Source organism: Arthrobacter sp. E1SS-5 (assembly GCF_057073715.1).
The window spans coordinates 771,148-794,397 of the sequence record NZ_CP172703.1 but is presented as its reverse complement, the minus strand read 5'-3'; the positions used below and the strand labels follow the sequence as shown (position 1 = coordinate 794,397).

Annotated in this window: 18 protein-coding genes, 1 tRNA gene, 1 pseudogene and 2 riboswitches; of the genes and pseudogenes, 3 read left to right on the top strand and 17 right to left on the bottom strand. The window is 66.4% G+C overall.

Annotated features, from left to right (window positions below; translation table 11 throughout):
- Positions 1-4: 4 nt before the first annotated feature.
- The 4 genes from ACIGJD_RS03780 to ACIGJD_RS03765 all read right to left on the bottom strand — a co-directional run bounded on the left by ACIGJD_RS03780 (position 5) and on the right by ACIGJD_RS03765 (position 6,830).
- Complete coding sequence (locus ACIGJD_RS03780) at positions 5-1,468, bottom strand: L-serine ammonia-lyase (protein WP_483688358.1); 1,464 nt, start codon at positions 1,466-1,468, stop codon at positions 5-7.
- A 420-nt stretch (positions 1,469-1,888) separates the two neighbouring features.
- Positions 1,889-3,037 (bottom strand): glycine cleavage system aminomethyltransferase GcvT, encoded by a 1,149-nt coding sequence (gene gcvT / locus ACIGJD_RS03775; RefSeq protein ID WP_483688357.1) that lies wholly within the window; start codon positions 3,035-3,037, stop codon positions 1,889-1,891.
- An 11-nt stretch (positions 3,038-3,048) separates the two neighbouring features.
- On the bottom strand, positions 3,049-5,913 hold the full coding sequence (gene gcvP, locus ACIGJD_RS03770) for an aminomethyl-transferring glycine dehydrogenase (RefSeq protein ID WP_483688356.1): 2,865 nt from the start codon (positions 5,911-5,913) through the stop codon (positions 3,049-3,051).
- Positions 5,914-5,966: 53 nt separating this feature from the next.
- Positions 5,967-6,074, bottom strand: a riboswitch (glycine riboswitch).
- 28 nt (positions 6,075-6,102) lie between these two features.
- A riboswitch (glycine riboswitch) is annotated at positions 6,103-6,200 on the bottom strand.
- Between the two features lie 93 nt (positions 6,201-6,293).
- Positions 6,294-6,830 (bottom strand): TetR/AcrR family transcriptional regulator, encoded by a 537-nt coding sequence (locus tag ACIGJD_RS03765; protein WP_483688355.1) that lies wholly within the window; start codon positions 6,828-6,830, stop codon positions 6,294-6,296.
- An 84-nt stretch (positions 6,831-6,914) separates the two neighbouring features.
- Between ACIGJD_RS03765 and ACIGJD_RS03760 the strand changes: the two genes are divergently transcribed.
- Positions 6,915-8,471 (top strand): MFS transporter, encoded by a 1,557-nt coding sequence (locus ACIGJD_RS03760; protein ID WP_483688354.1) that lies wholly within the window; start codon positions 6,915-6,917, stop codon positions 8,469-8,471.
- A gap of 99 nt (positions 8,472-8,570) precedes the next feature.
- On the opposite strand, the gene ACIGJD_RS03755 is transcribed toward ACIGJD_RS03760, so the two are convergent.
- The gene (locus ACIGJD_RS03755) at positions 8,571-9,050 is read right to left on the bottom strand and encodes a Dps family protein (RefSeq protein ID WP_142131093.1); all 480 of its coding nucleotides are present in this window, start codon (positions 9,048-9,050) and stop codon (positions 8,571-8,573) included.
- A gap of 222 nt (positions 9,051-9,272) precedes the next feature.
- Here ACIGJD_RS03755 and ACIGJD_RS03750 point away from each other — a divergent pair, with 222 nt between their 5' ends.
- The gene (locus tag ACIGJD_RS03750; protein WP_483688353.1) at positions 9,273-10,829 is read left to right on the top strand and encodes an APC family permease; all 1,557 of its coding nucleotides are present in this window, start codon (positions 9,273-9,275) and stop codon (positions 10,827-10,829) included.
- Between the two features lie 68 nt (positions 10,830-10,897).
- Here the strand turns inward: ACIGJD_RS03750 and ACIGJD_RS03745 are convergent, their stop codons facing one another.
- The 7 genes from ACIGJD_RS03745 to araB all read right to left on the bottom strand — a co-directional run bounded on the left by ACIGJD_RS03745 (position 10,898) and on the right by araB (position 17,343).
- On the bottom strand, positions 10,898-11,443 hold the full coding sequence (locus ACIGJD_RS03745; protein ID WP_286401939.1) for an AMIN-like domain-containing (lipo)protein: 546 nt from the start codon (positions 11,441-11,443) through the stop codon (positions 10,898-10,900).
- Between the two features lie 172 nt (positions 11,444-11,615).
- Positions 11,616-11,918 (bottom strand): DUF4193 domain-containing protein, encoded by a 303-nt coding sequence (locus ACIGJD_RS03740; RefSeq protein WP_142131097.1) that lies wholly within the window; start codon positions 11,916-11,918, stop codon positions 11,616-11,618.
- Positions 11,919-12,010: 92 nt separating this feature from the next.
- Positions 12,011-12,214: a hypothetical protein gene (locus tag ACIGJD_RS03735; RefSeq protein ID WP_286401935.1), complete on the bottom strand. Its 204-nt coding sequence runs from the start codon at positions 12,212-12,214 to the stop codon at positions 12,011-12,013.
- A gap of 78 nt (positions 12,215-12,292) precedes the next feature.
- On the bottom strand, positions 12,293-13,291 hold the full coding sequence (locus tag ACIGJD_RS03730; RefSeq protein ID WP_286401932.1) for a LacI family DNA-binding transcriptional regulator: 999 nt from the start codon (positions 13,289-13,291) through the stop codon (positions 12,293-12,295).
- Positions 13,292-13,297: 6 nt separating this feature from the next.
- The gene (gene araA / locus ACIGJD_RS03725; protein ID WP_483688352.1) at positions 13,298-14,818 is read right to left on the bottom strand and encodes an L-arabinose isomerase; all 1,521 of its coding nucleotides are present in this window, start codon (positions 14,816-14,818) and stop codon (positions 13,298-13,300) included.
- A 27-nt stretch (positions 14,819-14,845) separates the two neighbouring features.
- The gene (locus tag ACIGJD_RS03720; RefSeq protein WP_286401927.1) at positions 14,846-15,574 is read right to left on the bottom strand and encodes an L-ribulose-5-phosphate 4-epimerase; all 729 of its coding nucleotides are present in this window, start codon (positions 15,572-15,574) and stop codon (positions 14,846-14,848) included.
- Positions 15,571-17,343 (bottom strand): ribulokinase, encoded by a 1,773-nt coding sequence (gene araB, locus ACIGJD_RS03715; RefSeq protein WP_483688351.1) that lies wholly within the window; start codon positions 17,341-17,343, stop codon positions 15,571-15,573. Before araB ends, ACIGJD_RS03720 begins: the two co-directional genes overlap by 4 nt.
- 212 nt (positions 17,344-17,555) lie before the next feature.
- On the opposite strand from araB, the pseudogene ACIGJD_RS03710 reads away from it, so the two are divergent.
- Positions 17,556-17,936 (top strand): annotated as a pseudogene (locus ACIGJD_RS03710) (ABC transporter permease subunit); the annotation flags it as partial.
- A gap of 102 nt (positions 17,937-18,038) precedes the next feature.
- Here the strand turns inward: ACIGJD_RS03710 and ACIGJD_RS03705 are convergent.
- The 5 genes from ACIGJD_RS03705 to ACIGJD_RS03685 form a co-directional block, all read right to left on the bottom strand.
- On the bottom strand, positions 18,039-19,292 hold the full coding sequence (locus ACIGJD_RS03705; RefSeq protein ID WP_483688350.1) for an MFS transporter: 1,254 nt from the start codon (positions 19,290-19,292) through the stop codon (positions 18,039-18,041).
- A gap of 39 nt (positions 19,293-19,331) precedes the next feature.
- On the bottom strand, positions 19,332-21,503 hold the full coding sequence (locus ACIGJD_RS03700; RefSeq protein ID WP_483688349.1) for an elongation factor G-like protein EF-G2: 2,172 nt from the start codon (positions 21,501-21,503) through the stop codon (positions 19,332-19,334).
- Between the two features lie 84 nt (positions 21,504-21,587).
- A complete protein-coding gene (locus tag ACIGJD_RS03695; RefSeq protein ID WP_483688348.1) occupies positions 21,588-22,013 on the bottom strand; it encodes a ChaB family protein in 426 nt (141 codons plus the stop codon).
- 68 nt (positions 22,014-22,081) lie between these two features.
- A tRNA-Thr gene (locus tag ACIGJD_RS03690) sits at positions 22,082-22,158 on the bottom strand.
- Positions 22,159-22,307: 149 nt separating this feature from the next.
- Positions 22,308-23,195 (bottom strand): DsbA family protein, encoded by an 888-nt coding sequence (locus ACIGJD_RS03685; RefSeq protein ID WP_483688347.1) that lies wholly within the window; start codon positions 23,193-23,195, stop codon positions 22,308-22,310.
- Between the last annotated feature and the right edge of the window lie 55 nt (positions 23,196-23,250).

Genomic DNA, 23,250 nt, shown 5'->3' with positions numbered 1-23,250 from the left:
GCCGTCAGCATTCGACGACGTTGACGGCGAGGCCGCCCATGGCGGTTTCTTTGTATTTGTCGCTCATGTCTTTGCCGGTTTCGCGCATGGTGATGATGACTTCGTCGAGGGAGACCCGGTGGGTGCCGTCGCCCCAGAGCGCCATTTTCGCGGCGTTGATCGCCTTCGCGGCGGCGATCGCGTTCCGTTCAATGCAGGGGACCTGGACCAGGCCGCCGATCGGGTCGCAGGTCAGGCCCAGGTTGTGTTCCATCGCGATCTCGGCCGCGTTTTCCACCTGGGCCGGGGTGCCGCCCATGACCTCGGCCAGGCCGGCGGCGGCCATCGACGACGCGGACCCCACCTCGCCCTGGCAGCCCACCTCGGCCCCGGAGATCGAGGCCTGTTCCTTGTACAGCACCCCGACCGCGCCGGCGGCGAGCAGGAACCGCACCACCACACCGTCCCGGTCAGCCTGGGTGGCCTGGTCCATGCCGGGGGCAAAGTGCAGCGCGTAGTACAGCACCGCGGGGATGATCCCGGCCGCCCCGTTCGTCGGGGCAGTGACCACCCGGCCGCCGGAAGCGTTCTCCTCGTTCACCGCCAACGCCACCAAGTTAACCCACTCCTGCCAATACCGGGGATCGTGGAACTCCCAGCCCGTGAAATCCAGATCCTGGCTGTCCTCACCCGGGCGTGCGCATTCCTTCCGCAGCCGTTCGTACCAGTCCGGGGCGCGGCGGCGGACCCTCAACCCGCCCGGCAGCACCCCTTCCCGCTTCAACGAGGTGGCCACACAGTTTTCCATCACGGACCAGATGTGCAACAGGCCCTCCCGGATCTCCCCCTCATCCCGGGAGGCCTTCTCGTTCAGGAGCATCACGTCCGCGATGCCCAGCCCGGTCACCGCGCAGTGCTCCAGCAACTCAGCAGCGGTCCGGAACGGCAACGGCAACTCGTCCTTGGACGCGTCCAGTTCCTGCTGCGCGGCGTCCTGCTCACCCTCCCGGACGATGAACCCGCCACCGACCGAGAAGAACGTCGCCGCATGCAGCACCTCCCCCTCGGCGCCGGAGACGGTGAACGTCATCCCGTTCGTGTGCCGGGGCAGCACCGTCAACGGCCGCAGCACCATATCCTCCACCCCATACGGCAACGGCACACCACCACCGGAACCCTCCACCACGGCAGCCAGGTGCAGGGTCCCCGTCTCCGCGATCGAAGCCAGCCGCTCCTCCACCTCCGCCGGCAGGATCAACTCCGGATGAAACCCCTCCAACCCCAACAAGATCGCGGTCATCGTCCCATGCCCATGCCCCGTCGCCGCCAGAGACCCATACAAATCCACCCGCAACGAGCTGACCCGGGACAGCACCCCGGCCCCCACCAACTCCTCCGCAAACACAGCAGCAGCCCGCATCGGCCCCACAGTATGCGAAGACGACGGGCCAATACCGATGGAAAAAAGGTCGAATACGCCAACAGCCATGACGGGTTTTCCTAACTAGAACTGCGTTCTTGGAACTCTGGGTGGTTGGGTGGAGCGGGCAGGACATCCTCTGCGTGCTCGGTCGCGTAGACGCCCGCTAAGCGGACGTGACGCTCCCTTAGACGCACGCTGCCGGATGCCCCGCCCACTCCGAGGACACGGCACCAGAGCGCCGGGGCAGGAAGGCAACGAGCGGGCCGACAACGCTCATGAGTGCCGGGGAAAGAGAAACATGCACGTAGTCCTCACCCACTCGCGTCCTGTAAGACCTGACACTGTCCTCGCACAACCGCAACTTCCGCACGAGGGCCGGCGGAGCCGGACTTTTCGAAAGCGTGCGTCAAAGCGAGGAACGAGCAGCACGCGTGAAAATGTCCGGTCCGCCGGTCCCGGTGGTGACCACGGCCGAGCACCAAGGGACTACTTTTGACGGCGGTAGAACGGGAGGTCGACGACTTCGAAAGGCTCTGCCTTGCCGCGGAGATCGATCTCCAGGGCGGTGCCGGGTGCCGAATGTTCGACGTCGACGTAGGCCATCGCGATGGGGTAGCCGAGGGTGGGCGAGGGCTGGCCCGAGGTGACTTCGCCGACCGTGACACCGTCCTTCAGGACGGGGTAGTGCGCGCGGCCGGCGCGGCGGCCCTGGCCTTTGAGCCCTACGAGGCGGCGGCCGGAGGTGCTGCCGGCGCCGGCCTCCTTTTTGGCTGCCAGGGCGGCTTTACCCACGAAGCCGCCTTCCTTGGAGAGTGCGACGACTGCTCCCAGCCCGGCGGCGAACGGGTCGCCCTGCAGCGACAGTTCGTTGCCGTACAGGGGCATCCCCGCTTCGAGGCGGAGGGAGTCGCGGGACGCCAGGCCGGCCGGAACCAGTTCCCCGTCGTCGGCGATAGCGATCAGTGCCTGCCACAGCGCGGCGGCATCGTGATTGTCCACGAAGATCTCGAACCCGTCCTCGCCGGTGTATCCGGTACGGGCGAGCAGGAGTTCCTTGCCCGCACCGCCCACCAGGAAGGGAACCTCGACGGCGGCGTAGTACTTCAGTTCGCTCACCAGGGAGTGCTGGGCGGCCGGAACCAGACGCAGCAGGAGTTCCTGGGCCTTGGGCCCCTGCACCGCGACCAGGGAGGTGCGGGCCGAGGCATCATCCACCACCGCGTCGAACCCCGCAGCACGCTCCTGCAGTGCTGCAGCCACCACGGCGGCATTGCCGGCATTGGGCACCACCAGGAAGACGTCGGTGCCGTCCTGCGCGGCGGGACGCCGGTAGGTGATGAGGTCGTCGATGATCCCGCCGTCCTCATTGCAGATCAGGGAGTACTTGGCTTTGCCCACGGCCATGGCGGAGATCTTCCCCACCAGGGCGTAGTCCAGGAAGGCAGCAGCGTCCGGGCCGGTCACCCAGACCTCGCCCATGTGGGAGAGGTCGAACAGGCCGGCGGCCTTGCGGACCGCGTGGTGTTCGGCGAGCTCGGAGCTGTACTTCAGCGGCATCTGCCAGCCGCCAAAGTCGGTGAAGGACGCGCCCAGCTTCTTGTGCTCGTCGTACAACGCTGTGTATTTCTCGGTCATGGCGGCAGGCCTCAGTTCTCGAACTCGGAGAGCGGGGGGCAGGAGCAGATCAGGTTCCGGTCCCCTGCCGCGCCGTCGATGCGGCCTACCGGCGGGAAGTACTTGTCCTGCTTGTGGTGGGCCGGGAACGCGGCCTGCTCCCGCGGGTAGGCGCGGTCCCAGTCGGAGCTGACGACGGCGGCGGCCGTGTGGGGTGCGCGGCGCAGGGGTGAGTGGGCCACGGCAAAGTCGCCGTTGGCCACCTGGTCGATTTCCTTGCGGATGGTGATCATGGCCTCAACGAAGCGGTCAATCTCGGCGAGGTCCTCGGACTCGGTGGGCTCCACCATCAGGGTCCCGGCGACCGGGAACGCCAGGGTGGGGGCGTGGAAGCCGAAGTCGATCAGCCGCTTGGCCACATCTTCGGCGGTCACACCGGTCCGGGCGGTGAGTTCACGCAGGTCCAGGATGCACTCGTGCGCCACCAGGCCGCCTTCACCGGTGTAAAGGACCGGGAAGTGCTCGTTCAGCCGGGAGGCAACGTAGTTGGCAGCCAGCAGCGCGGACTTGGTGGCCTCGGTCAGGCCCTCCCCGCCCATCAGCTTCACGTACGCCCAGGAGATGGGCAGCACCCCGGCCGAACCAAACCGGGAGGCGGAAATCGGCACGTCGGTGGCGCCGGATCCGGCCTTCCAAGTCGTTGCATCGCCAGGCATGAACGGTGCCAGATGTGCCTTGGCCGCAACGGGGCCGACGCCCGGTCCGCCGCCGCCGTGCGGGATGCAGAAGGTCTTGTGCAGGTTCAGGTGGGACACGTCGCCGCCGAACTTGCCCGGTTGCGCCAGCCCCACCAGCGCGTTCAGGTTGGCCCCGTCGATGTAGACCTGGCCGCCGGCGGCGTGCACGGCGTCGCAGACCTCACGGACGTCGCCGTCGTAGACACCGTGGGTGGAGGGGTAGGTGATCATGATGCAGGACAGGAGGTCCTTGTTGGCCTCGATCTTGGCCGTCAGGTCGTCATGGTCGATGGTGCCGTCAGATGCGGTGGCAACGACGACGACCTTCATGCCGGCGAGAACGGCGGAGGCGGCGTTGGTGCCGTGCGCCGAGGCCGGGATCAGGCAGACGTTGCGCTGCTGGTCACCGCGGGAGTGGTGGTAGCCGCGGATCGCCAGCAGGCCCGCCAGCTCGCCCTGGGATCCGGCGTTGGGCTGGATGGACACCTGGTCATAGCCGGTGATGGCGGTGAGGTCCGCTTCCAGATCGGCGATCAGTTCACGCCAGCCTTCCGTCTGGGAGTCCGGCGCGAACGGGTGGATGGAGGCGAACTCCGGCCAGGAAATGGCTTCCATCTCGGCCGTGGCGTTCAGCTTCATGGTGCAGGAACCCAGCGGGATCATGGTGCGGTCCAGCGCCAGGTCACGGTCGGAGAGCTTGCGGATGTAGCGCAAAAGCTGCGTTTCGGAGCGGTGGGTGTTGAAGACCGGGTGCTGCAGGTAGTCGGTGGAGCGTTCGACGGCGGCCTCCAACCCGAAGTCGGCGCCGCCGGCAACGGCATCCCCTGCCACGGAGGCGCCAAAGATGTCGGCAACCTGGGCGACGATGGCCGCCGTCGTGGTTTCATCCAGGGAGATGCCCACAGTGTCGGCGTCGACGTTGCGCAGGTTGATGCCCCGCGCTTCAGCGTCGGCGACGATGCCCGCGGCGCGGCCCGGAACCCGGACCGTCAGGGTGTCAAAGAAGCTCTTGTGCTGGACCTCGATGCCGGCAGCCGCAAGCGAGGCTGCAAGGCTGCGGGCGTGGCCGTGCGTGGTTTCCGCGATCGCCTTCAGCCCATCCGGGCCGTGGTACACGGCGTACATTGAGGCAACGATGGCCAGCAGCGCCTGCGCCGTGCAGATGTTGGACGTGGCCTTCTCGCGGCGGATGTGCTGCTCGCGGGTCTGCAGCGCCAGGCGGTAGGCGGGGACTCCCGCGTCGTCCTTGGACACGCCAACCAGGCGGCCGGGCAGCGAGCGCTCCAGGCCCTTGCGGACGGCCATGTAGGCGGCGTGCGGTCCGCCGAAGAACAGCGGGACACCGAAGCGCTGGGCAGAGCCCACGGCAATGTCGGCGCCCTGTTCGCCCGGAGGAGTGATCAGGGTCAGGGCCAGCAGGTCTGCGGCGATGGTCACGAGCGCACCGCGCTCCTTGGCGGCGCTGATGACGCCGGACTGGTCCCATACCCGGCCGGAGGCGCCGGGCTGCTGCAGCACGATGCCGTTGATGTCGCCCTCCGGCAGGCCCTGGGAAAGGTCCGCCACTTCAACGTCGAAGCCAAGTGCCTCGGCGCGGCCCCTGACGATGGCCATGGTCTGCGGCAGGACGTCGATGTCCAGCACGGTCTTGCCATCCGCAGCGGGCTTGGCCTTATTGGCACGGCGCATCAGCAGGACGGCCTCGGCGACGGCGGTTGCTTCATCCAGCAGCGAGGCGTTGGCGATGGGCAGGCCAACCAGATCCTGCACCATGGTCTGGAAGTTCAACAGGGCCTCGAGCCGGCCCTGGGAAATCTCCGGCTGGTATGGGGTGTAGGCGGTGTACCAGGCCGGGGATTCAAGGATGTTTCGGCGGATCACCGGCGGAGTGACGGTGTCGAAGTACCCCTGGCCGATCAGCTGGACGGCGGTCTTGTTCTTCCCGGCAAGCTTGCGCAGCTCCGTGAGGACCTCAACCTCGCTGAGGGCGTCCTGGAGCCGCAGGGCGGTTTCCTGGCGGATGACCTTGGGCACGGCCGTGTCCACCAGGGAATCGAGGGTGTCGTAGCCCACGGCTTTGAGCATGGTGTCGACGTCGGCCTGGCGGCGCGCACCGATATGGCGGTCTACGAAGGTGGTGGAGGCTGGTGTAACCGGCACGAAGGAACTCCATTTACTCAGGCGGCGCAGGGTACGCCACAGCTATTTGGGTTCCTCCCCGCTCTGTATTGGACCTGAGAGTTTCCGCGGTGCCTGCCTGGCAGGACCCGCTTGCACCGTCGGTGAGCACAGCAGTTCTTCCGCTCCCCAAAGGAGGAAGGGCAACTGCCTGCTGCTTTCCAGAGGCGCCTCGCCGCGGCGGTACAGGGGCCTGCGAGATTCCTGGGGAGGATTTGCTCCTACGGCGCCTGCCTGTACTTTCGGCAGAACTCTCCCGCCGCAGATCAAAGGCTATTCACTTGTTGGATCATGACGGCCGGTTGCGGCCCTCACAACTCTCCATTGTCCTACGCCCCGCCCCTCCCGGCAAATGGCAGATCCTACCGGCGGAGCCGCTCCAAGGCAGCGAGGAGTTCCTCCACGTCAGCGGCCGCTCCCCCCGCCGGCGCGGGCGCCACCGACAGCATGGCGTTGAAGTAGAGGCCGTCACCCATATAGAGGACCGCCTTCGCCAACTCCGGACCAACATCCGCGGCAATCTCGTCCAGCCAGCGCTGCTGCATGGCCGCGAACCGGCGCCGCGTCTCCTCATGCGCCACCTCGGCAAGCCTGGTGGCGGCAACAATGGCCCGGTCCAGCGGAGTGTCAGCCCACACCGAAGAACGGATGAAGTAGGCGGCGGCGCCTTCGACGGCCGAGGCCATGGCATCGGCGTCCTCCCGGGCCAGGCCCTCCAGCCGGTCCAGCAGCACGGCAATGAGCGCTTCCTTGTTGGGAAAGTGGTAGAGCAGGCCGCCCTTGGACACGCCTGCCTTCCGGGCGACGGCGTCAAGGGTGGCGGCGCGCTCCCCCACCTCGATCAACAGTGATTCGAAGGCATCAAGGACCGCGTCGCGGGCTACGGGCTTTCGGGGCATGCCTTCCATCATGCCCTCCCCAAGGCGGTATGACGGAACCGGAGGAAGTTCATAACTATACCGTCCGGACGGTATAGTTATTTTATGATGACTTCCACCAGCCCCGCGCCCGCACGCCCGGATGAGAACGCCCCAGGGCGGCCGTGGCGGGATTGGCTGGCGTTGGGGCTGCTGATGTTTCCCGTACTCCTGGTGGCCGTGGACAACACAGCCCTGACGTTCGCCTTGCCCGTCATTGCCCGCGCGCTGGAACCAACAGGCGTGCAGCTGCTGTGGATCATCGACGCCTATCCCCTGGTGCTGGCCGGCCTGCTGGTATCCATGGGAAGCCTTGGCGACCGTATTGGCCGGCGGCGGCTCCTGGTCATCGGCAGCATCGGCTTCGCCGCGCTCTCAGCCGCCACGGCCTTCGCCCCCACGCCGCAGTGGCTGATCGCCGGCCGCGCAGCCCTGGGCTTCTTCGGGGCCATGCTGATGCCGTCCACACTGTCGCTGATCCGCAACATCTTTCCCGAGCCCAACCGCCGGCGGCTGGCAGTCGCGATCTGGGCTGCGGGATTCTCGGGCGGCGCGGCCCTGGGGCCCATTGTCGGCGGCTGGCTGGTGGAGCACTTCTGGTGGGGCGCGGTCTTCCTGGTAGCGGCACCCCTCATGGTTCCGCTGCTGGCTTTAGGGCCGGTCCTGATCCCGGAGTCGAAGGATCCCGCACCGGGGAAGGTGGACATCCCCAGCATCCTGCTCTCCATGCTGGTCATGGTGCCCGTGGTGTACGGCATCAAGGCCGTCGCCACGGAGGGGCCGGGCGCAGCAGGGCTGGGGGCAATTGCCTTTGGCCTGGCCATGGGAGCAGTGTTCGTGCAGCGGCAGCTGCGCCTGGAGCACCCACTGCTGGACATGTCCCTGTTCCGCAACAGGGTGTTCAGCATGGCCATAACTGCCAACATCCTGGCCCTGTTTTCCTTCAACGGGTTCATCCTGTTCCTTGCCCAGCATCTGCAACTCCTCGAAGGAATGAGCCCCTCCGGGGCAGGGGTTGCCATGGTCCCCGCGCTGGCGGCCACGGTGGTGGCCGGCCTGGCGGTGGTACCGCTGGTCCGCAAGGTCAGGCCCGGGTACGTGGTGGCTGCGGGGCTGGCTTTCAGCGCCGCCGGCTACAGCATGGTGACGTTCGGAAACCACGACGGCGGCCCGTCGCTGCTGCTGGCAGCCCTCCTGGTCCTGGCGCTGGGCGTGGGCACGGCGGAGACCATCTCCAACGACCTCATCCTGGGTGCCGCCCCGCCCGCAAAGTCGGGGGCGGCCTCCGCAATTTCCGAAACGGGCTACGAGGTGGGTTCCCTGCTGGGGACAGCCGTCCTGGGATCCATTTTGACCGCCTCCTACCAGCAGAACCTTCGGCTGCCTGCGGGGCTGGAGGGCATACTGCCCGGGCCCACCTTGCACAACGCCGGGGAGACACTGGCGGGCGCCGTGGAGGCGGCCAACCTGCTGCCGCCACCGCTTGCCGGCGCCCTCAGGGACGCCGCCGCTGCAGCGTTCGACTCGGGGGTGCACGTGACCGCGGCAATTGGGCTGGTACTGATGGCGACGGCGGCAGTCCTCGCGGCCGTCGTGCTGCGAAAAGTGCCAAAAGCGGCGTAGCGGACGCCCGCGGGAGTCCAGAAACGGACCGCCGGGCAGGCAAAAGCGCCCGGCGTCGAGGAGGAATACCTCACCGCCGGGCGCTCCGTGAAACAACCGCTACTTTGAGTCTGCAGCCGTGACCTTGGCAGTGGGCTTCATGTTTTCCGCCTGCACCATCCAGGCGAACTGCTCCAGCCGGGCGATGAATTCGTGCAGGAGGTCCGCGGAGGTGGGGTCCTCCTCATCCACTTCGTCATGAACCTTGCGCATGGTGCCCACGGCAGCCTCCATGGCAGCGACGATCCGCTCGATGGCATCTTCAGTGCTGATCAGCCCTTCAGGGAACTGGGCCAGGCTGGTGGTTTCGGCAACGGTGGAGCTGCGGCCGTCCGGAAGCGCATGCAGGGCGCGCATCCGCTCGGCGGTATCGTCGGCGAACTGGCGGGCAGCGTCCACGATTTCATCCAGCTGCAGGTGGAGGTCGCGGAAGTTGGTGCCCACGATGTTCCAGTGCGCCTGCTTGCCCTGGACGTGGAGCTCGATCAGGTCCGCAAGGACAGCCTGCAGGTTGTTGGTCAATGTCGGTGAAGCTTTCATGCATCCTCCTCAAGTGGTCCAATGCGCCCGACGCTACCAGCCGCGGACACCGCGGCGGCAGGCCTTCAGGCAATTCATCAGCGAGCTTACTAATTTCGAAAACGAGTCACAAACGAATGTGATTCATATTGCGTCTTGCATCACACGGTCGGCGCCCCCATACTAAATGAACGCCATTCATATAGTGACTTCCGTCTCACAGCCTTCCCAGAAAGTGGTGCCATGACAGAGACAATCCGCACCAGTACGGCCAAACCCGGTCCGCACGCCCACGCCCCATCCGCGGACGGCATTAGCGACAAGGGCCTCAAGGGCGGGCAGCTCGGGCTCCTCGCCGTCGTCGTCCTGGGCATTTCGACCATTGCCCCCGCCTACACCCTCACCAGCGCGCTGGGTCCCACCGTCAATGAAGCCGGCCTCCAGCTGCCCGTCATCTTCCTGATCGGGTTCATCCCCATGATCCTGGTCTCGCTCGCCTACCGGGAACTCAACGCCGACTCCCCGGACAGCGGCACTACTTTCACTTGGGTGACCAAGGCCTTCGGGCCCTGGGTCGGCTGGATGGGCGGCTGGGGCCTGCTGGCGGCCAACATCATCGTGCTGTCCAACCTCGCCGGCGTCGCCGTCGACTTCTTCTACCTTTTCCTGTCCCAGCTCACCGGCTCCCCCGAGCTCGCAGACCTGGCGGACAACAACGCCCTGAACGTCATCACCTGCTTCGTCTTCGTGGCGCTGGCCGTCTGGGTCAGCTACCGCGGTCTGCACACCACCAAGCTGGTGCAGTACAGCCTGGTGGGCTTCCAACTGCTGGTCCTCGGCCTGTTCGTGGGTATGGCGTTTGCCAACTGGTCCACCTCGGAAACGGCCATCCCGTTCAGCTGGGACTGGTTCGACGTCACCAAGATCGAAACCTTCGGCCAGGTTGCCGCCGGCATCTCCCTGTCGATCTTCGTCTACTGGGGCTGGGACGTCTGCCTCACCGTCAATGAGGAGACGGCCAACGGCAAGAAGACCGCCGGCGTGGCAGGCACCCTGACGGCCGTCATCGTCCTTGCCATCTACCTCCTGGTCAGCATCGCCACCATGATGTTCGCCGGCGTCGGAGATACCGGCAACGGCCTGAACAACGCCGAAAACCACGAGAACATCTTCACCGCGTTGGCCTCCCCCATCATGGGCCCCTTCGCCATCCTGATGTCCCTCGCCGTGCTCTCCAGCTCTGCCGCCTCCCTCCAGTCCACCTTCATGTCGCCGTCGCGGAGTCTGCTGGCCATGGCCCACTACGATGCCCTGCCGAAGCCGTTCAGCCGGATCAGCAGGAAGTTCGCGACGCCGGGCTTCGCCACCATCGCGGCCGGGATCATCTCGGCGGGGTTCTACGCCGTAATGCACGTGGTCAGCGAGAACGTCCTGAACGACACCATCCTGGCCCTGGGCCTGATGATCTGCTTCTACTACGGCCTGACCGCACTCGCCTGCACCTGGTACTTCCGCCACAGCCTCTTCAACAGCGCACGCCACTTCCTGTTCCGGCTGGTGTGCCCGGTGGTCGGTGGCGTGGGCCTGTTCGTAGTGTTCTTCCAGACCGCCATGGACAGCCTGGCTCCTGAGTTCGGCAGCGGCTCGGAGGTCTTCGGCGTGGGCCTGGTGTTCATCCTGGGCGTCGGCATCCTGGCGCTGGGCGCCGTCGTCATGCTGGTCCTGTCCCGCACCCACCCCGGCTTCTTCCGCGGTGAAACCCTGAAGCGGGACACCCCCGCCCTGGTGGTTCCGGAGTAAGCCCCTTAGGAAAGGTGCCGTGCCCCTGATGGGGCGCGGCACCTTTTTTGTTTACGACGACGGATGGGTCACCAGAAGTGCGCCACGTCTATGACCAGCCGGGAGCCGGAGCCGGGACCGTCCAGGGTGAAGACCCGGAACGGAAGGCGGGCCCGAACGCCCAGGCCCAGGCTTGTGTATCCTTCAAAGCTTCCTGCGGAGACTACCTGGCGGAAGGTCTGGTAGCCGGAAACGTTGCTGAGTTCATTCCTGTCCGCGGGGCTGTAGGTGGCGTTGCCGTTCTCGTCATAGGAGGGCGCCTTGATGCTGATGTGCAGGCGCGCACCGCCCCGCACCGGAACGGGAAGCCCCGAGCCCTCCTGCTCGATCCGCGGCACATACTGCACGGTATAGGCGACCGCAGGGCCGTTGAGGTCCACCACCAGCCGGTCGAAACAGTAGTGCTGCCCCGTGCGGACATTGGTAACGGATGCGGTACCGGTGTCCTGCCCGGATTTTGCCAGCGAGCCCCAGGTGAGCCCGCAGTAGGGAGCCGCCGAGGCAGGTCCCTGGACCACGATTCCCAGCCCTACAGCCAGCAGGACGGCTGCGAGCCAGATGGAGAACTTTTTCATTGCTGTGCCATCCAGGATTCAAAGCCATTGGATGATTCCAGCGTAGGAGTGTTCCTTGCCGGAGACGAGGGGTCATTTTGATAACGACGGCGGCCGGAGATAGATAGCGCAGGACCAAAAAGCGCCGGCCACCCGAGGGGTGGCCGGCGCCGGGAAAACCAGGAAGTAGTTTTTAGCCTTCGCAGTCGCGGCAGTACTTCAGGCCGTTCTTTTCACGGGCAACCTGCGACCGGTGGCGGACCAGGAAGCACGACGAGCAGGTGAACTCGTCGGACTGCTCGGGAACCACAATGACGGTTAGTTCCTCGTTGGACAGGTCGGCGCCGGGCAGGTCGATACCTTCAGCGGTGTCGTTTTCGTCGACATCGATAACCGCGGTCTGCGCGTTGCCGCTCCGTGATGCCTGGAGGGCCTCGAGAGAGTCAGCGGGCGACTCTTCTTCCTGCTTGCGTGGAGCATCGTAATCGGTAGCCATAGCGTGTTCACTTTCGTTGCTGCGCAGCGCCATTTCAGGCACCTCAGTGAAGCAGTTTAGGGCATTACCACGCTAGTGGCGCAATAGTGTGTTTAACCAGACATCGTGCTGGTTTCGGGTGCTGCCAGCGCATGCTCGGAGCGGGCCTGCTCCGCGCCTGCGGACACCCCGCTCAAGGCCGGCAGCCAGCCCCAGCGGGTGGCGTCAGCCATGGCGCCGCCGGCCAGGGACTCGGAGTCATACGTGAACGTGTCCAGCAGCCAATCGCGGAGCCGGATGAGCAGGGTAGCCGTCATGCCTGCCAACGTACGCAGCGATTGTTGTGGCCACGTTTCGCGGGGGTCTCCCCCGGATTAACTTCGCTGCCGGCAGTTTCAGGCCGGCGGGGCGGTGCTGCTGCGCAGGACGAGTTCGGGCTCCACCACCAGCGTCTGCGGTCCCTCCGCACCGTCCAGTGCCCTGAGCATCAGGTCCATGCAACGCCGGCCCAGTTCTTCGAAGTCCTGCCGGACCACCGTCAAGGGCGGGCTGAAGTAGCCGGCTTCGGGCTGGTCGTCGAAGCCCACCACGGAGACGTCCTCCGGCACCTTGATTCCTGCCTCATTCAACGCCCGCAGGACCCCCAGGGCCATCTGGTCGTTGCCTACAAACAGCGCAGTGGCACGGGGGCTGGCTGCCACCTTGCGGCCTATCTCATAACCGCTGCCGGCGCTCCAGTCACCCTCGATCATGAGATCGGCGTCGAGGCCGGCCGCGTCCAGGGCGCCCCGCCAGCCATCGGCACGGGCCACCGCGTCGATCCAGTCCTGGGGCCCCGCCACGTGCCCGATACGGACGTGCCCCTGCCCGATGAGGTGCCGCACCGCCAGTTCCGCCCCACGGCGCTGGTCCACCTTGACCCCGCCAACGGCGTCAGTGCCTGTGGTCCCCACGGCCACCACAGGCACTCCGATAGGCAGTTCCGCGAGGGCGGCCGGCATCTCCAGGTGCGGAACGATCACCACGATGCCTTCCACCGACTGGTCCAGGAAGTGCCGGACGGCGGCCAGGATCGCATCGCGGTTGACCTCCCGCAAGGCAGCGACGCTGACGAAGTACCCAGCGTCCCGCGCGGCGCGTTCCACCCCGAGCAGGGTGTTGGCAGGCCCGTACTGCGACAGTTCACTGGCCAGGACCCCGATGGTCTGCGAGCGCCGGGTGACCAGGCTTCGGGCAGCGGAGTTGCGGCGGTACCCCAGCTGGGCAATCGCCGCCTCCACTTTCTCCCGGGTCCCCGCGCTCACATTCGGGTGGCAGTTGACCACCCGTGACACGGTCTGGTGCGAGACCCCGGCCAGCTCCGCCACATCCTCAAGCCTCGGCCGCCGCACCATTTCCGGTCAGATCCCCCCGGCCAGCTTGTAGTAGGCCGCGTTCCAGTTCAGGTCCTTCTTGAACTGGCGGATGGTGGTGCCTTCGTCGATGGTGAGCAGCTCCGTCTTGGCGATTTCGGCGAAGTCCTCGAACACGTCCATGCCCACCTGGGTGGAGAGGACGGTGTGGTGGGCGGCGCCGGCGGTCAGCCAGGCGGCGGCCGAGGTGGCGAAGTCGGGCTTGGGCTCCCACAGGGCGCGGGCCACGGGCAGGTTGGGCAGCGGCTGGTCAAGGGGGACGACGTCCACGGCGTTGGCCACCAGGCGGAAGCGGTCCCGCATGTCGGACAGGGCGACGACGACGCCCGGGGAGGCATCGGCGTCGAACACCAGGCGGACCGGGTCTTCCTTGCCGCCGATGCCCAGCGGGTGGATTTCCAGCCGCGGCTTCTGCGCGGTCAGGGAGGGGCAGACTTCCAGCATGTGGGCGCCGAGGATCTTCTCGGACCCCGGCTCCAGGTGGTAGGTGTAGTCCTCCATCAGCGATGCGCCACCGGGCAGGCCGGCGCCCATCACCTTGGCGGCGCGGACCAGGATGGCGGTCTTCCAGTCACCCTCGGCGCCGAAGCCGTAGCCTGCGGCCATGAGCCGCTGCACCGCCAGGCCGGGCAGCTGGCGGAGCGCACCAAGATCCTCGAAGGACGTGGTGAACGCCGCGGACCCGTTGGCCTCCAGGAAGCTGCGCAGCCCCAATTCAATCCGGGCCCCGTACCGCAGCGAATCGTGCCTGGCCGCGCCTGCGCGGAGCTCCGGCACCACGTCATAAAGGTCCTCGTACTCCGCCACCAGCGCGTCGACGTCGGACTCTGCAGCGCCGTGCACGGCGTCGGCGAGTTCGTTGACGGACCAGGTATTGACCGCGACGCCGAAGCGCAGCTCGGCCTCGGTCTTGTCACCTTCGGTGACGGCGACGTTGCGCATGTTGTCGCCAAAGCGGGTCAGCTTCAGCGTGCGGACGGCCGCCCAGCCCGCGGCGGCACGCTGCCAGGACCCCACCTGGCGGCCGACCTCGGGGTTGGAGACGTGCCCGACGACGGTCTTCCGGGCAATGCCCAGGCGGGACTGGATGTACCCGAACTCGCGGTCGCCGTGGGCGGCCTGGTTCAGGTTCATGAAGTCGAAGTCGATGTCCGCCCACGGCAGGTCCCGGTTGGCCTGCGTGTGCAGGTGCAGCAGGGGCTTGCGCAGCAGGTCAAGTCCCTGGATCCACATCTTGGCCGGGCTGAAGGTGTGCATCCAGGCCGTCACGCCGATCACGGAATCATCCGAGTTCGCCTCCAGCGCGGTGCGGCGGATGGCGTCGGAATCGGTGAGGACCGGCTTCCACACGATCCGCACGGGCACCGCGGAAGATGCGTTGAGCTGGTTGGCGATCTCCTGTGACTGGGCGGCCACCTGCTTGAGGACCTCCTCGCCGTAAAGGTGCTGGCTGCCGGTGAGGAACCAGACCTCGTAGCCGTCGAGGGAGGTGTTTGCTGCGGTGCTCATAAATTCTCCTGGGAAAGTTTGGGGGCCCTATTGGCCGTAGACGTTCTGGTAGCGGGCGTAGAGGGAGTCGATGTGGTCCTGTTTGATGGGCAGGGGTTCGCCGAGTTGCCGGGAAATATGGACGGTACGGGCCACTTCCTCGCACATGACGGCGGCCTTCACGGCGGACCGGGCGTCCTTGCCGATGGTGAAGGGGCCATGGTTCTGCATCAGGACCGCAGGCGAATTGGAGTTCTTCAGCGTCTCCACGATGCCGTGGCCGATCGAGTCATCGCCGATCAGCGCGAACGGTCCCACCGGAATCTCGCCGCCGAACTCGTCACCCATCATGGTCAGCACGCACGGGATGGCTTCTCCCCTGGCGGCCCAGGCGGTGGCGTAGGTGGAGTGGGTGTGCACTACCCCGCCCACGTCGGGCATGTGCCGGTACACGTAGGCGTGGGCGGCCGTGTCGGAGGACGGTGACAGGGGCGGGTTGCCCCAATCGACGGTCCCGCCGCCACCGACGTTGGTGCCCCGCACCGGGGTGCCGTGCAGGTCGGTGACAATCATCTGCTCCGGGGTCAGGTCCTGGTAGGAGACGCCGGAGGGCTTGATGACCATGAGGTCGGTCCCGGGTACGCGGGCCGAAACGTTGCCCGCGGTCCAGACCACCAGTTCGTACCGGGTCAGCTCGGCGTGCAGGGCGCACACTTCCTCACGGATCCGGGCAATGGTTTGCAGGATCGCCGGGGTCACACCGGTACCGGCGGTCATGCGGACACCTCCACAGCGGGTGCCGGCAGGTTGCCGGTGCCCGGCAAATCAGTCCGCGCCGCTTTGCGCTGGATGGCCTTGAGCCGGTGCATCACGTCGTTGCTGCCGCGGCCGAAGTAGTCGTGCAGCGTCTTGTACTCCTGGAACAGTTCGTCGTAGGCGGCCACGTTTTCCGGTATCGGCGTGTACACCTCCCCGGGTTCGGCGCCCATGGCATCGGCGGCTTCGCGGATGTCCGCGTAGGCGCCCGCCGCCACGGCGGCGTGGATGGCCGAGCCCAGCGCCGGGCCCTGCTCCGAGCCGATGGTGGACAGCTGCAGGCCGGTGGCGTCCGCGTAAATCTGCATCAGGAGCCTGTTCTTGAGCAGGCCGCCGGCCACAATGAATTCCTTCACCGGGACACCGGCGTCACGGAAGGCGTCCACGATGGTGCGGGTCCCGAAAGCAGTGGCCTCAAGCAGCGCCCGGTATGTGTCCTCCGGCCTGGTGGCCAGGGTCTGGCCCACCACGGTCCCGGAGAGCTCGTGGTCCACCAGGACCGAGCGGTTGCCCGAATGCCAGTCGAGGGCGATCAGGCCGTGTTCTCCGATAGCTTGCCGCGACGCCAGTTCGGTGAGGTACTCGTGGATACCCAGGCCTGCGTCCTTGGCAGCCTGGTGGTATTCGGGGGGGACGCCGTACTTGGTGAACCAGCCAAAGATGTCCCCGACGCCGGACTGGCCGGCCTCGTAGCCCCAAAGGCCGGGCACGATGCCGCCGTCCACTGCCCCGCACATGCCGGGCACTTCGCGCAGTTCGGTTCCGTTCATGACGTGGCAGGTGGAGGTGCCCATGATGGCCACCAGCTGGCCGGAGTCCACGGCTTTGGCGGCCGGGGCCGTGACGTGCGCGTCAACGTTTCCCACGGCCACGGCGATGCCCTCCGGCAGTCCAGTCCAGGCGGCAGCCTCGGCGGTAAGGGTGCCTGCGGCATCCCCCAGCCGCCCGATGGTGTGCTCCAGCTTGGAGCTGACGAAGTCCTTGAAGTCCGGGTTCAGGGCAGCAAGGAAGTCCTCGGACGGATAGCGGCCATCCTGGTAAATCCCCTTGTAACCTGCCGTGCAGGCGTTGCGGACGTACCGCCCGCAAAGCTGCCAAACGATCCAGTCCGCCGCCTCCACCCAGTGGTCCATGGCGGCGTAGGCTTCCGGGTCCTCTTCCAGCAGTTGCAGGCCTTTGGCGAACTCCCATTCGGAGGAGATCAGCCCCCCGTAGCGCGGAAGCCAGTCCTCACCCCGGTCGGCGGCGAGCCGGTTGATCCGGTCAGCCTGCCCCTGCGCCGCGTGGTGGCGCCAGAGCTTCACATAGGCATGCGGCCGGTTGGCGAAGCCGGGCAGTTCGTTCAAGGGGGTACCGTCGGCCTTGACGGGCACCATGGTGCAGGCGGTGAAGTCCGTGGCAATGCCGACGACGGCGGCAGGGTCGATCCCTGCGTCAGCCACCGCGGCGGGGACAGCCCTGCGCAGGACTTCCCGGTAGTCGTTGGGCACCTGGAGTGCCCATTCGCCGGGGAGCCTAGTGGCGTGTCCGTTGGATTCCGCACCCGCTGTATCTTCGGGCAGGGAATCGGTGACCACCGCATGCGGGTACTCGTGGACAGCGCTGCCGAGTTCCCTGCCGTCGCGGACCCGCACCACCACGGCGCGGCCGGACAGGGTCCCGTAGTCCACCCCGATGACGTACTGGTCAGCGCGGGGGTCGGGGCTGGATGTGGACAACGTCTCTGGCATGGGTTTGCCTCCGTCCGGGAGGCGGGGGCCTCTTTACCGGGTTTGTAGGGGTTGGGGTCAAGCTGTGTGCTGCAGCAAGTGTGAACGCTAACAAAGAAGAAGTCAATGGACTCGAAAAACTTGCGAAAATTCCCCCGCGCACTCTTGTTAGCGTTCACAAACCAGTCTATATTGAACCGACACATCAACAATGTGGCCAGGACCAGGGAGCGTCGGGCCTCGTCTTCACCGCCCGGCTCAACTCGGCCCAGCCGGCCGGTGGAACCGGCTTCGAACTGGATTCCATCGCCGCGGCCTTCATCGGCGGCGCCGCGGTCACCGGTGGTATCGGAACCGTCGCCGGAGCCATGATCGGCGGACTCATCATGGGCGTGCTCAACAACGGCATGTCCATCCTGGGCCTGGGCACCGACTACCAGCAGCTCATCAAGGGCCTGGTGCTCCTTGTCGCCTTCGGCTTCGACATCTTCAACAAGAACCGCAGCGGTGGCGGAGGCGAAATTGGAAAACGCTTCAGGCTGAAGACCTCCCCTTCGCCCGCACAGGAAAAGCCGGCTCCGGCCAGTGAAGCAGTGGAAGCAGGCGTCAAGTAGGACGAACCGCCACCTGCGCACCCGAAGGCTCCTGTTGCCCGGACCAAGTCCCGGCAGCGGGAGCCTTCCCTGCGTCCGGCTCCCAGCACATGGCGCCTCTGTTCAGGGTGCGGCGGCCAGGCCCGTGGCGAGGTCTGCCGGCGAGCGCCGGCGCCGGCTCAGCAGCATGAAGGGTGCCGCCAGCAGCTGCACCGCACCACCCAATGCCAGCGAGGCAGGGTAGCCATAAACGTCGGCGGCCCGGCCCAGAACCGGCTGCACCACCACTCCCCCGCTGGAGCCCATGAGCGAGGCGAAGCTCAGGACCGTTGCCCGCTGCTTCGAGCCGATCATGTCGTTGAGGTAGGCCTGGCGCACCGGGGTGCCTGCGGAGGCCACCACGGCCCACAGGGCCAGGAGCACCAGTGCCAGCCAAAAGACACTGGTGGCCAGCAACACCACCAGGACCACCGAACTGGTGATTGTGGAGGCGATCAGCACGGTGGTGCGGCGGCGGACCAGTCTCCGGACCTGGGGCGCCAGCCAACCGCCCACCACATCCGCACCCGCTACGATGGCCGCCGCCAGGCCGGCGATGGCATAGGCCTTGGGATCGCCAAACAGCTGCAGCAGGTACGGCTGAAGGGCATAGAAAACGTAGAACCCCACGCCTTCGGTGAACGGGGCAGCCAGCATCATGAACCGCACCGGCGGGTTCCTCAGGCCGCCGTCCACGGACGCCTTCAGGACTGCGCGGGTGGCCTGCAGGGGGTGGGCCGAGCGCTCCGGTGTGAAGCCGACGTCGTGCATCAGCAGGAAAGCCACCACGAACATTGCCGCCAGGACTGCGACGCGCAGGAGGAACGGCACGCCCAGGTTGGTGGCCTGGGCTATGACTCCACCAGCTACTGATCCTGCCAGCATGGCGATGCCGGAAACGATCTGGCCGCGGCCCAGGACGGTTTCCAGGCCGCCGTCGTAACCGGAAAAGTGCAGCGCGTCCACCAGCCACGCTTCCACTGCCCCGGAAAAGAACGTGAAGCCGAGGCCCAGGAGGGCGGACACCCCGGCCCACCACCAGAACGGCGCGGACAACTGCCACAGCAGGTAATAGAGGTAGGTGGACCCTGCCAGTGTGACGGTGCCCAGGAGAAAGGACGTCCGGCGGCCCCAGCTGTCCGCCACCACGCCCGTAGGCACCTCAAACAGGACCATTCCGGCCGTAAAGAACGCGTTCGCGGCGAAGGCCTCCAGGTTGCTCAGCCCGGCATCGAGCAGGAACAGTGTGTTGATTCCCCAAATGAAGGACGCTGCAAGGGTGTTCCCCAACGTCAGCGTCAGGTAGACGGTCTGGATTCTGCGAGCTGCAGCATTCACTTGACGGCGCTCCGCGGCATTCTTCCTGGCCTGACGGGATCAGGACGGGCTGAAATTCGGGGGCACCGGATCGTGCCGCAGGTACTGCCGGCGGAACCGCCCGGTACCGGCGGTCAAGGCCCGCAGCTCCACGGCATACCGCAGGAGCTCCTGGTCCGGAACCTCCGCGCTGATCTCCGTAAGCCCCTCCCCGGAAGAGGTGGTGCCGGTGAGGCGTCCCCGCCGTCCGGACAGGTCGCTCATCACGGAGCCCACGTGTTCGTCGGCAACCATGATGGACACGGAGGACACCGGTTCCAGCAGCTGGACCTTCCCCGCGGCAGCTGCCTCCCGGAGCGCAAGGGCCCCCGCCGCCTGGAATGCGGCATCGGATGAATCGACGCTGTGGGCTTTGCCGCCTGTGAGGGTCACACGCACGTCCACCACGGGGAAGCCCGCAGAGACCCCCTTTTCCATTTGCGCCCGCACCCCCTTCTCGATGGACGGGATGAACGTTCCCGGGATGACTCCGCCCACTGTCTTGTCCACGAACTCGAACCCGCCGCCGCGCTCCAGCGGTTCCACCTCGATGTCGCACACGGCGTACTGGCCGTGCCCGCCGGATTGCTTGACATGGCGGCCATGCCCCGAAGCCGCGGCAGCGAAGGTTTCCCGCAACGGTGTCATCACGTCCACGGTATGCAGCTTCACACCCTGTTCGCGCAGCCGGTCCAGGACCACTTCAGCGTGCGCTTCGCCCATGCACCACAGCACCAGCTGGTGCGTTTCGGTATTCCGGTCCACACGGAGTGTTGGGTCCCCCGCCGCGATCCTGCCCAGGCTGCGGGCGAGGGCATCCTCATCGCTGCGGGAGTCGGCCTCCACGGCAACCGGCAGCAGAGGCTCCGGCATCTCCCAGGTGGCCAGCAGCAGGGGGTTTTCCCGGCTGGAAATGGTGTCCCCGGTTTCGGCGCTGCCGAGTTTCGCCAGCGCGCACATGTCCCCGGCCACGCAGTAGGGAACGGGGCGCAGTGTGGCGCCCAGCGGCGAGTAAATGTGGGTGACCCGTTCATCGGTGTCGTGGTCCTGGTGCCCGCGGTCAGCCAAGCCGTGGCCCCCCACGTGGACGGGCGAGTCCTCGCGCAGCGACCCCGAGAAGACCCGCACCAGGCAGATGCGTCCCAGGAAGGGATCGTTGGAGGTGCGCACCACTTCGGCAGCGAGCGGACCCGAAGGGTCGCAGGCCAGGCTTCCGGCCGGTTTGCCGGACAGATCGGCGGCATCCGGCAGGCTGCGTTCCACCGGAGGCGGGAAGGCGCGGACCAGCAGGTCCATCAGTTCCGCTGTGCCAAGTCCGGTGACGGCGGACGTGGGCAGCACGGGAAAGAACGAGCCGCGCGCCACGGCGGTTTCCAGGTCGGCGGCCAGCACCGCCGCGTCCATGTCCTCGCCTTCCAGGTAGCGGTCCATCAGCGTCTCATCTTCGCTTTCGGCGATGATGCCCTCGATGAGCGCGCCCCTGGCAGTGCCGGCATCCGTACGTTCACCGGCCGTTGCTGCACGGACTTCCGGTGCTGAATCTTCGGAGGAGTAGTCCGCCACCTCCTGCGACAGCAGTCCCAGCAGGCCGGTAATCCCGCCGTCTGTCCGCACCGGGACATACAGCGGGAGCACGCCGTCGCCGAACGCCCTCTGGCAGGCGGCCAGGGCGCCGTCGTAATTTGCGCGCGGGTGGTCCACCCGGGTGATGACGACGGCGCGTGGGAGCCCCATGTGCCCGCACTCGCCCCACAGCGCGGTGGTGGTTGCATCGATTCCGTCGACGGCGGAGACCACAAAGAGGGCGGCATCCGAAGCCCTGAGGCCAGCCCGCAGCTCACCGATGAAGTCCGGGTAGCCCGGAGTGTCCAGGAGGTTCACCTTGACGTCGTCCACCATTAGCGGCACCAGGGACAGCGTGACCGACCGCTGCTGGTGCACGGCGGCGGGGTCCGAGTCGCTGACGGTCGACCCGTCCGCGATGGAGCCTTTGCGGGTGATCATGCCGTTGGCCGCGAGCAGGGCCTCGATCAGCATGGTTTTCCCGGCACCGGAGTGTCCTACCAGGGCCACGTTCCGGATGCGGGCCGGGTCCTGCGCCGCGATGCCGCCGGCTTGGTCGGCCCGCCTTGATTCAGGCCCGTTCCTGCCGCCTGCCGCCCGCGCTGACTCCTTGGTGCTCTTCACCGACATTGGAACCTCCTGGCATCATTGCCGACCGGACCGAACGTGTCCTTTGATTCGACACCTTGGACGGCAGGACGGCAAGAGCGAAGGCTATTTGCTGCGGGCTTTGCGGGTGGCTGTGTCGTTCGCCTTCCGGAGTGCCTCCACCAACTGGTCCTTGTCCATCTTCGAGCGGCCCTTGACGTCCAACTCCTTGGCCAGCTTGTAGAGGTGGTCCTTCGAGGCGTTCGCATCCACGCCGCCGGCGGTAGGTTCCGACGAGCGGATGCCCTGTTCCGCGCGCTTGTCCGACGGGCCGCGTTTTTCCTTGGGCTCCCAGTGGTCGCCCACCTTCTCGTAGCTGTGCTTCAGCGAGGCATATGCTGCACGCGCGGCCCGCTGCTCGTCCTGGTCATACGACTCAAGGGCGGAGTCGTAGGTCTTGGCGAAGGTGTCCTGGGCCTTTTGGTCAGAACGCTGCAGGGTCGAGGGGAGCTCTTCCTTGCGGGCATGGTCGTTCTTGCCGGTCTTGGGCATGGCACCCATCCTCCTTTAGTCAGCACGCTGATTATTTGGATGGATCCAGCTTAGACCCGGAGGTTGTATGGAGCCCCCTGTCGGATTCGAACCGACGACCCCCGCTTTACAAGAGCGGTGCTCTGGCCAACTGAGCTAAGGAGGCGCGCCCCTTGGGGGCATGCGCCCGAAGGCGCTAGATAAGGTTAGCCCAACTCCCGCCGGGCGTAAAAACGCCGCTGCACGGGCTGTATATAAGGCAGGGGCCCGCCCCGGAGACATTCCGGAACGGACCCCTGCCAGGGCTGTCAGCTCCTAGCCCTTGGCGGCGATGGCTGCCTGCAGGAAGTCGGGGAACGGCGTCTGGGCGCTGTCCCCCTTGCCCCACTGCTTGCCGTCCACGAACACGGTGGGCGTACCGGTAACACCGATGGCCGCCGCTTCCTTCGTCGTGAACTTCACGAACGGGCGGTAGGTCTTGTCATCCACGCAGGAGTTGATGTCCACGCCCATGTCGGACGCCATCTTCTTCAGGTCGTTGTCAGACAGCCCTGCGCTGCCTTCGGCGGGCTGCTGGGCAAACAGGGCATTGAAGTAATCGGAGTACTTCTCCGGGGCCGTGTTGGCCACACAGGCTGCCGCATTCGCAGCACGGGACGAGTAATTGGTGGTGGACCGGCTGTCCAGGAACCCGAGGGGGCGGTACTCAACGGTGATCTTGCCGTCGTTGCGCAGCGAGGTGAGCTGGTCGTTGTACTGCGTTTCAAAGTTCTTGCAGACGGGGCAGATGAAGTCGATGTAAAGGACCACCTTGACCGGCTTGCCCGCCTCCGCCCCGGCACCCGGGGCCACTACCTCGGCGGGCGGAGTCTTCGGAGCATCACCCAGGGAAGCGGCGTCAACCGTGGCAGGCTCTGTCTTGGCAACCTGGTTGTTGGCCAGCAGCGTAACGCCGCCGTGGGCGTTGGCATTGGCAGGAGTGGGCCCCTGGTCCGCGATCGGGGCGTTCCGCTGGATGTTGCCCGCCACCACCAGGCCCACCACCACCAGGATGACCACCACCGCGGCCACGATGCCCCATCCGATCAGCAGCTTGTTGCGCTTGTCCTTCTTTGCCTGCGCTTCCCGGATCAGGCGCGCTTTTTCGCGCGCCTCCGCCGTGCGCTCAGCCTTGGACTTACGTACTTCGTTTGCGGGGCTCATGAGTTCCTTGGGTCGGTCGACGTAGGGGACCACTTCGTGGCACCCCAACATTTTA